Below are 6,145 nucleotides of genomic sequence, written 5' to 3'. Positions count from 1 at the left end.
CCGAGCGCGACCTGATGGAGCGGCGGGCGCGCGACCCGCTGTCGGCCGACGCCTCCGGTCCGGCCGCCGACGCCGCCTGGTCGACCGCCGAGATCACCGTCGACGGTGCCGTCCACCCCTTCACCGTGCTGGCCACGGGCACCTCCTGGGTCGCCGCCGGCCGCATCGGCGCCGACCTGCTGGTGCGCGTCTTCACCCCCGCGCCCGGCCCCGGACCGCGCGCCCTGCGCCGTGTCACCGCGCCCGCCGAACTGGCGCCGATGCGCGGCCGCGGCTGACCACCCCCGGCCAGCGCCGCCGCTTCCGTCCCGACATGGCCTGACATGTGCGGACAGCGTCGCCGGCCACCGCAGGATCGCGGGGTTGTCGCCCGGAGAGCGGGGGTAGCCCCAGGTCCAGAGCCCGGGCACCTTCCCGCCCGGCGGAAGGGACACCTCGAACGTGACTGAACTGGTCGTGCTGCTCGACGACGACGGGCGCGCCGTCGCCACGACACCCAAGTCGGCGGTCCACCACGAGCGCACCCCGCTGCACCTGGCGTTCTCGTGCTACGTCTTCGACGACCGCGGCCGGGTGCTGCTCACCCGCAGATCCGGCGCCAAGACCACCTGGCCGCTGGTGTGGACCAACAGCTGCTGCGGCCACCCCGCCCCCAACGAGCCGTTCGCCGACGCGGTCGCCCGCCGGCTCCGCGACGAACTCGGTACCACCGCCACCGTCCCCGCGCCCGTCCTGCCCCGCTTCCGCTACCGCGCGGTCATGCCCGACGGCACCGTCGAGAACGAGGTCTGCCCGGTCTTCCGCGCCGTCGCCACCGGCCCGCTCGCCCCCGACCCCGCCGAGGTCGGCGACTGGCGGTGGCTGCCCTGGGCCGACGTCGCCGACGGCGTGCTCAACGGCCTCTACGACGTCTCCCCGTGGTGCCGCCTGCAGATCGCCGAACTCGCCGGGCTCGGCGCCGACCCGCTCGCCTGGCCCGCCGCCGACGACCGCGAGGTCCCCTCCTCGGCCGTGTGACCCCCGCGGCCGCGCCGGCCGCCGGCGCGGCCGCCCGCCCTCCCGACCCCGGCACCCCGGCGGCCGCGCACCGACGCGGCCGCCCCCCGCCGCGCCCCGGCATACCGCGTCCACATCCGGCCCCGTGACGCGAGTGACGAGTGCGGTTGACTCGAAGATCGGCCCTTGATTGCCTGGGCCGGGTCTCATTCCGGGAAAAGGCGGACCGCCTTTCCCGAAATCTGCGCCGGAATCCGGGAGAACGGGTGCCAAACCACCAGCTCTGGAAGTCCAATATCGGTCTGCTCTTCGACCACCGGGCGGAACTCGGAAAACCGATGATCTTCCGCCTCAGCCGTCCGCTCGACATCGACCCGAGCGGGCGGACCCTCCTCGACATCGATGAGATCGCGGACATCGTCCGCCGGACGTCCGCGATCCTGCACGCGGCCGGGGTGCGTTCCGGCGACCACGTCGCCGTCTTCAAGGAGAACCATTTCGACTGCCTGCTGCTGGCCGCCGCCGCGAGCCGGATCGGCGCGGTCCCCGTCCTGCTCTCCGGCCTGCTGCCCGACGACTCCGTCCGGGCGCTGCTGCACCGCTCCGAGCCCCGGCTGCTGGTCAGCGACGCGCGGCGGCTCACGGCCGGCGCGGCCGGCGGGACGCCGCTGACCGACCTGGCCGAACGCACCCTGTCCCTCGACGCCGACGCGCCCGGCGCGCTGACACCGGCCGCGCTCGACGGCGCCGACGCGCCGCCGCCCGCCCCGCGCCGCAACGACGAGCTGCTGATGCTCACCCACACGTCCGGCACCACCGGAATCCCGAAACTCATCATGTACACGCCGGCCAAACTCCAAGGGCAGATGGCCCGGCTGGAATGCCGCCACCTGCCGCCGATCACATTCCGACGCAACGACACCGTCGCGGTGTTCATGCCCTACGTGCACGCGCGCGCCTTCACCTGGATCTATTCCGCGCTCACGCTCTCCCCGCACAAAGTGCTGCTGATGAGCGACAGCGAACCCGAGAACGTCCGCCCATTGTTCCGGGAGCACCCGCCCACCGCCGTCGAGGCGCTGCCGATCGACTTCGACCGGTTGGAGGGGCTCGCCCGCGAGCGCCGCGCCAACGTCTTCTCCTCGGTCCGCATGTTCGCCAGCACTTTTGACGCCGTGTACTGGTCGACCATCCGCACCTTCCTCAACGCCTCCCGCCACCCCTTCCCCCTCTGGCGGTACGGCTACGGGCAGTCCGAGACCGGCGGCCTGGGGATGACCTTCGTGACCCGCCGCACCGCGAACCGGCGGCGCGACGAGCGCCCCGGCCCCCGGACCGTGGGCCGGCCGATGCCCACGTTCGTGCAGATCAAGGTGGTCGACCCCGAGACCTTCCGCCCGGTCCCCGACGGCCGCCCCGGCCTGGTGTTCGCCCGCACCAAGGCCCGCTGCGCCGGCTACTACCGCGAACCCGAGCGCTGGCGGGAGAAGGCCGTGGGGGAGTGGTGGAACACCGGCGACATCGGTATCAAGACCCGCACCGGCCGGATCAAGCTCCTCGACCGCGAGGTCAACCACACCCCGGGCCTGAGCTGCCTGGAGCTGGAGGACGTGCTGGTCGACCTGCTGCCCGAACGGCACGACGTCGCCCTGCTGGCGGTCAGCGACGGCCCGCCCGTGCCGGTGGTGGCCACGCCCGACGGCCGGCTCGACCCGCAGGCGTGGCGCACCGCCGTGAGCGGGCTCCCCGTCCTCGCCGACCCCGTGGTGGTCGCGCTGGCGGACGTGCCCCGCACCGGGACCGGCAAGATCCGCCGCGAGGAGCTGCGCCGCCGGCACCTCGGCGAGGCCGCGCGGCCCGGCACGGGCCGCTGGACGTGACGGCGGGGCCCACGGGCGCCGCCGACCCGGGCGGCGCCCCGCACCCCGCGTTCACCGTCGACCCCTTCACCGATGGCTGCCGGACGGTGTGGGACCGCCGGGAGCACGCGCTGCTCGGGGTCAGCCCCGGCAACGGGTACTTCAACGTGGCCCTGCTGACCCGCCTCCTGGGCTGGCTGTGCGCGGAGTTCGCCCGCGTCGACGTCGTCGTCCCCGACTCCGCGCTGGTGCACACCTACCTCGCGCTCGGCTACGAACCGCAGCGCGCGCGGAGGAAGGCGCGCGGCGAGACCAACGTGCTGCGCAACCGGGTCGACCGGGCGTGGCGCGCCGGCGGCGGCCCCCGGGAGGGCGACGGCCTGCACCGCATGTCCGACCTGGCCGCCCACCCGGTCTACCGGGAGCGGCTGGCCGAGGCCGAACGGGCGCTGCGCGAGGACGACGCGCTGGCCGGGACGTGCGCGGAGATGAGCCGGGAGGTGCTGCGGGCGCGGGGCCACACCGGGCCGCCCGCACCCGAGCGGGTCGAACGGGCGACGCGCTACCTCGCCGCCGAGCTCCCGTTCTTCCTGGCGTCGGCCGACATCTTCGACGTCCCGTCGTCGCTGAACTTCTACCACCAGCCGCTGCCGCTGGCCGAACTCCTCTACGCCGGGAAGTCCGTGCTCCAGCCCCCGCCCTGGCAGGGCTACGCCACCATCCGCCCCGCCCCGGCCGACCCGCGGCCGGACTGACACCGGCCCGCCCCGCCCGCCCGGCCGCGCGCCGCCGGGCGGGGCGGACGCGGCGCGGCGGGCCGGGCGGCGGTCAGGCCGAGCAGTGACCCGCGTCGAGGCAGTCCTCGTCGACGAGCAGGCGGCGCGGTCCCGGGCCCTCCGCGCTCAACCGGTCGCGCGGGTTCGACAGCGCGCAGCGCTCCAGCGACAGGCAGCCGCAGCCGATGCAGTCGGTGAGGTCGTCGCGCAGCCGCTCCAGCGTCCGGATGCGCGCGTCCAGCCGCTCGCGCCACGTCTCCGACAGCCGCGCCCAGTCGTCGCGGTTGGGCGTGCGCTCCTCGGGCAGTTCGGCCAGCGCCTCGCGGATGCGCGCCAACGGGATGCCGACCCGCTGCGAGACGCGGATGAACGCGATCCGGCGCAGCGTGTCGCGCTGGTACCGGCGCTGGTTGCCCGCCGTGCGCCGGCTGCGGATCAGCCCCTCGCGCTCGTAGAAGTGCAGCGCCGACACCGCCACGCCGCTGCGCTCGGCCACCTGGCCGACCGTCAGCTCCCGGGACCGCCAGGTGGCCTGGGCCACGGCTCCACCTCCACCCGTCGACCGTGATCACCGGGCAGGCTACCGGGTGCGCGGCCACCGGGCACGCGCGCCCCGCCCCGCCGCCGACCCCGGGCGGCGCGGACCGGCCGAAGGCCGCCCCGGGGCGGCCGCCGCACACGGCCCCGATCCGCCGCAGGCGCCGTCCGCGCACCACACCGCCCCCCGCCGCCGTCCCGGTCCCCGGTGGGCGACCGCGCCGCGCCGGTGTGCCGCGCGCGGCGCCGCATGTCGGCGGCGGCCCGTAGGGTGCCGACGGCGGGTGCGCCGGCCCCGCCCTACCGCTGGAGGTCCCGATGCCCGCTCCGACATCCCCGGGCGCCCAGGGCGCCACCCTGTCGACCCGGGCACTCAACCGCGCCACCCTCGCCCGCCAGCTCCTGCTGCGGCGGCACGACGTGTCCGCCGCCGACGCCATCGCCCACCTCGTCGCCCTCCAGTCGCAGGCCCCCAAGGCGCCCTACGTGGGGCTGTGGTCCCGGCTGGCCGCGTTCCGCCCCGAGGAGCTGGAGCACCTGATGACCAACCGGCGGGTGGTGCGCCTGGTCTCGCTGCGCGGCACCGTCCACCTCACCGCCGCCGCCGACGCCCTGGCCCTGCGCGCCTGGACCCAGCCCGTCCTCGACCGGGCCATCGGCGACCGGGCCTTCGTCCGCGCCATGGGTGGGGCCGACCCCGACGAGGTCGCCGAGGCGGGGCGGGCGCTGCTCGACGCGCGCCCCATGACCGCCGGCGAGGCCGGGCGCCTGCTCGCCGACCGGTTCCCCGGCGGCGACCCTCGCGCCTACGACCGCCTGCTCCGGGTGCGGCTGCCCCTGGTGCAGGTGCCGCCGCGCGGCCTGTGGACCGGCAGCGGGCAGCCGGTCTGCACCACCGCCGAGGCGTGGCTCGGCGGGCCCGCGCCCGACGGCCCCGGCCCCGACGACCTCGTCCTGCGCTACCTCGCGGCGTTCGGGCCGGCCTCGCCGCGCGACGCCCAGGTGTGGTCGGGGCTGACCCGCCTCGGCGAGGTCTTCGAGCGCCTGCGCCCCCGGCTGCGGGTGTTCCGCGGCCCCGACGGCCGCGATCTCTACGACCTGCCCGACGCCCCGCGCCCCGACCCCGGCACCCCCGCCCCCGTCCGGCTCGTCGCCGAGTACGACAACCTCACCCTCTCCCACGCCGACCGCACCCGGGTGGTCTCCGACGACGCGCGGGCCCGCATGGCCACCCCCAACGGCATCATCCCGGGGACCGTCCTGGTCGACGGGTTCGTCGCGGGCACCTGGAAGATCGTCCGCGCGCGGCGGTCCGCCGTCCTCGCCGTCACCCCCTTCGCCCCGCTCGCGGCCGCCGACCGCGCGGAGGTCGAGGCCGAGGGGGCGCGGCTGCTGGCCTTCACCGCAGCGGGGGCCGTCGACCACGACGTGCGGGTCGCCGCGCCCTGACGACCCCCGGGCGGGGCGGGAGCGCGGCCGCCGCCCTGCGCTAGGCTCCCCGGATGCGCGAACCACGAACTTCCGGCGGGGCCGCGCGGGCCGGGCGGCGCGGCGCCGTCCGCGAGGTGCCCGCCGCGACGACCGACATCACCTTCGCCTACGCGCCCGACATCGACGGGCGCGCCGACGCCGGCGAGGTCGTCTGGGCCTGGGTGCCCTACGAGGACGACCCGGCCCAGGGCAAGGACCGGCCGCTGCTGGTGGTCGGCGCGCGCGACGGCGTCCTGCACGCCCTGATGCTGTCCAGCCGAGCCCCCGACCCGTGGGAGGAGCGCGACTGGACCGCCCTCGGCGCCGGGCCGTGGGACCGGGGCGGGCGCCCCTCCTACGTCGCCCTGGACCGGCTGTTCGAGCTGCCCGAGGACGGGATCCGCCGCGAGGGCGCCGTGCTCGACGCCGACCGGTTCCGCCGCGTGTGCACGGCGCTGCTCCGGCGGCACGGCCGCGCCTGACCGCGGCGGCCGGCCGCCGCACGGG

General features: G+C 76.6%; 6 protein-coding genes and 1 pseudogene. 6 read left to right on the top strand and 1 reads right to left on the bottom strand.

The features are described 5' to 3' along the window. From NT8_RS30140 to NT8_RS26600, 4 genes and pseudogenes are all read left to right on the top strand, one after another. A pseudogene (locus tag NT8_RS30140) lies at window positions 1-278 on the top strand (hypothetical protein); the annotation flags it as partial. 163 nt (window positions 279-441) lie between these two features. Beyond that, a complete protein-coding gene (idi, locus tag NT8_RS26610; RefSeq protein ID WP_067975418.1) occupies window positions 442-1,017 on the top strand; it encodes an isopentenyl-diphosphate Delta-isomerase in 576 nt (191 codons plus the stop codon). Between the two features lie 317 nt (window positions 1,018-1,334). Beyond that, entirely contained in the window at window positions 1,335-2,876 is a 1,542-nt protein-coding gene (locus NT8_RS26605) for a class I adenylate-forming enzyme family protein (protein ID WP_067975415.1), read from the top strand. Continuing rightward, window positions 2,873-3,610 carry a tRNA-dependent cyclodipeptide synthase gene (locus NT8_RS26600; protein ID WP_157515990.1) on the top strand — a complete coding sequence of 246 codons (738 nt, stop codon included), beginning with the start codon at window positions 2,873-2,875 and terminating at the stop codon, window positions 3,608-3,610. The genes NT8_RS26605 and NT8_RS26600 overlap by 4 nt, the downstream gene beginning before the upstream one ends. Window positions 3,611-3,683: 73 nt before the next feature. Here the strand turns inward: NT8_RS26600 and soxR are convergent, their stop codons facing one another. After that, window positions 3,684-4,172, bottom strand: coding sequence for a redox-sensitive transcriptional activator SoxR (gene soxR, locus NT8_RS26595; protein WP_067975413.1), 489 nt, complete (start codon window positions 4,170-4,172; stop codon window positions 3,684-3,686). A 314-nt stretch (window positions 4,173-4,486) separates the two neighbouring features. Between soxR and NT8_RS26590 the strand changes: the two genes are divergently transcribed. Then, complete coding sequence (locus tag NT8_RS26590; RefSeq protein ID WP_067975410.1) at window positions 4,487-5,617, top strand: winged helix DNA-binding domain-containing protein; 1,131 nt, start codon at window positions 4,487-4,489, stop codon at window positions 5,615-5,617. 53 nt (window positions 5,618-5,670) lie between these two features. After that, on the top strand, window positions 5,671-6,120 hold the full coding sequence (locus tag NT8_RS26585; protein WP_067975408.1) for a type II toxin-antitoxin system PemK/MazF family toxin: 450 nt from the start codon (window positions 5,671-5,673) through the stop codon (window positions 6,118-6,120). The last annotated feature ends 25 nt before the right edge of the window (window positions 6,121-6,145 follow it).

The organism is Nocardiopsis trehalosi NBRC 14201 (assembly GCF_001552555.1).
In the GTDB taxonomy this organism is placed as follows: Bacteria; Actinomycetota; Actinomycetes; order Streptosporangiales; family Streptosporangiaceae; genus Nocardiopsis_B; species Nocardiopsis_B trehalosi.
Note: the sequence above shows the minus strand (reverse complement) of the source record. Positions and strands in the feature narration are given on the sequence as shown.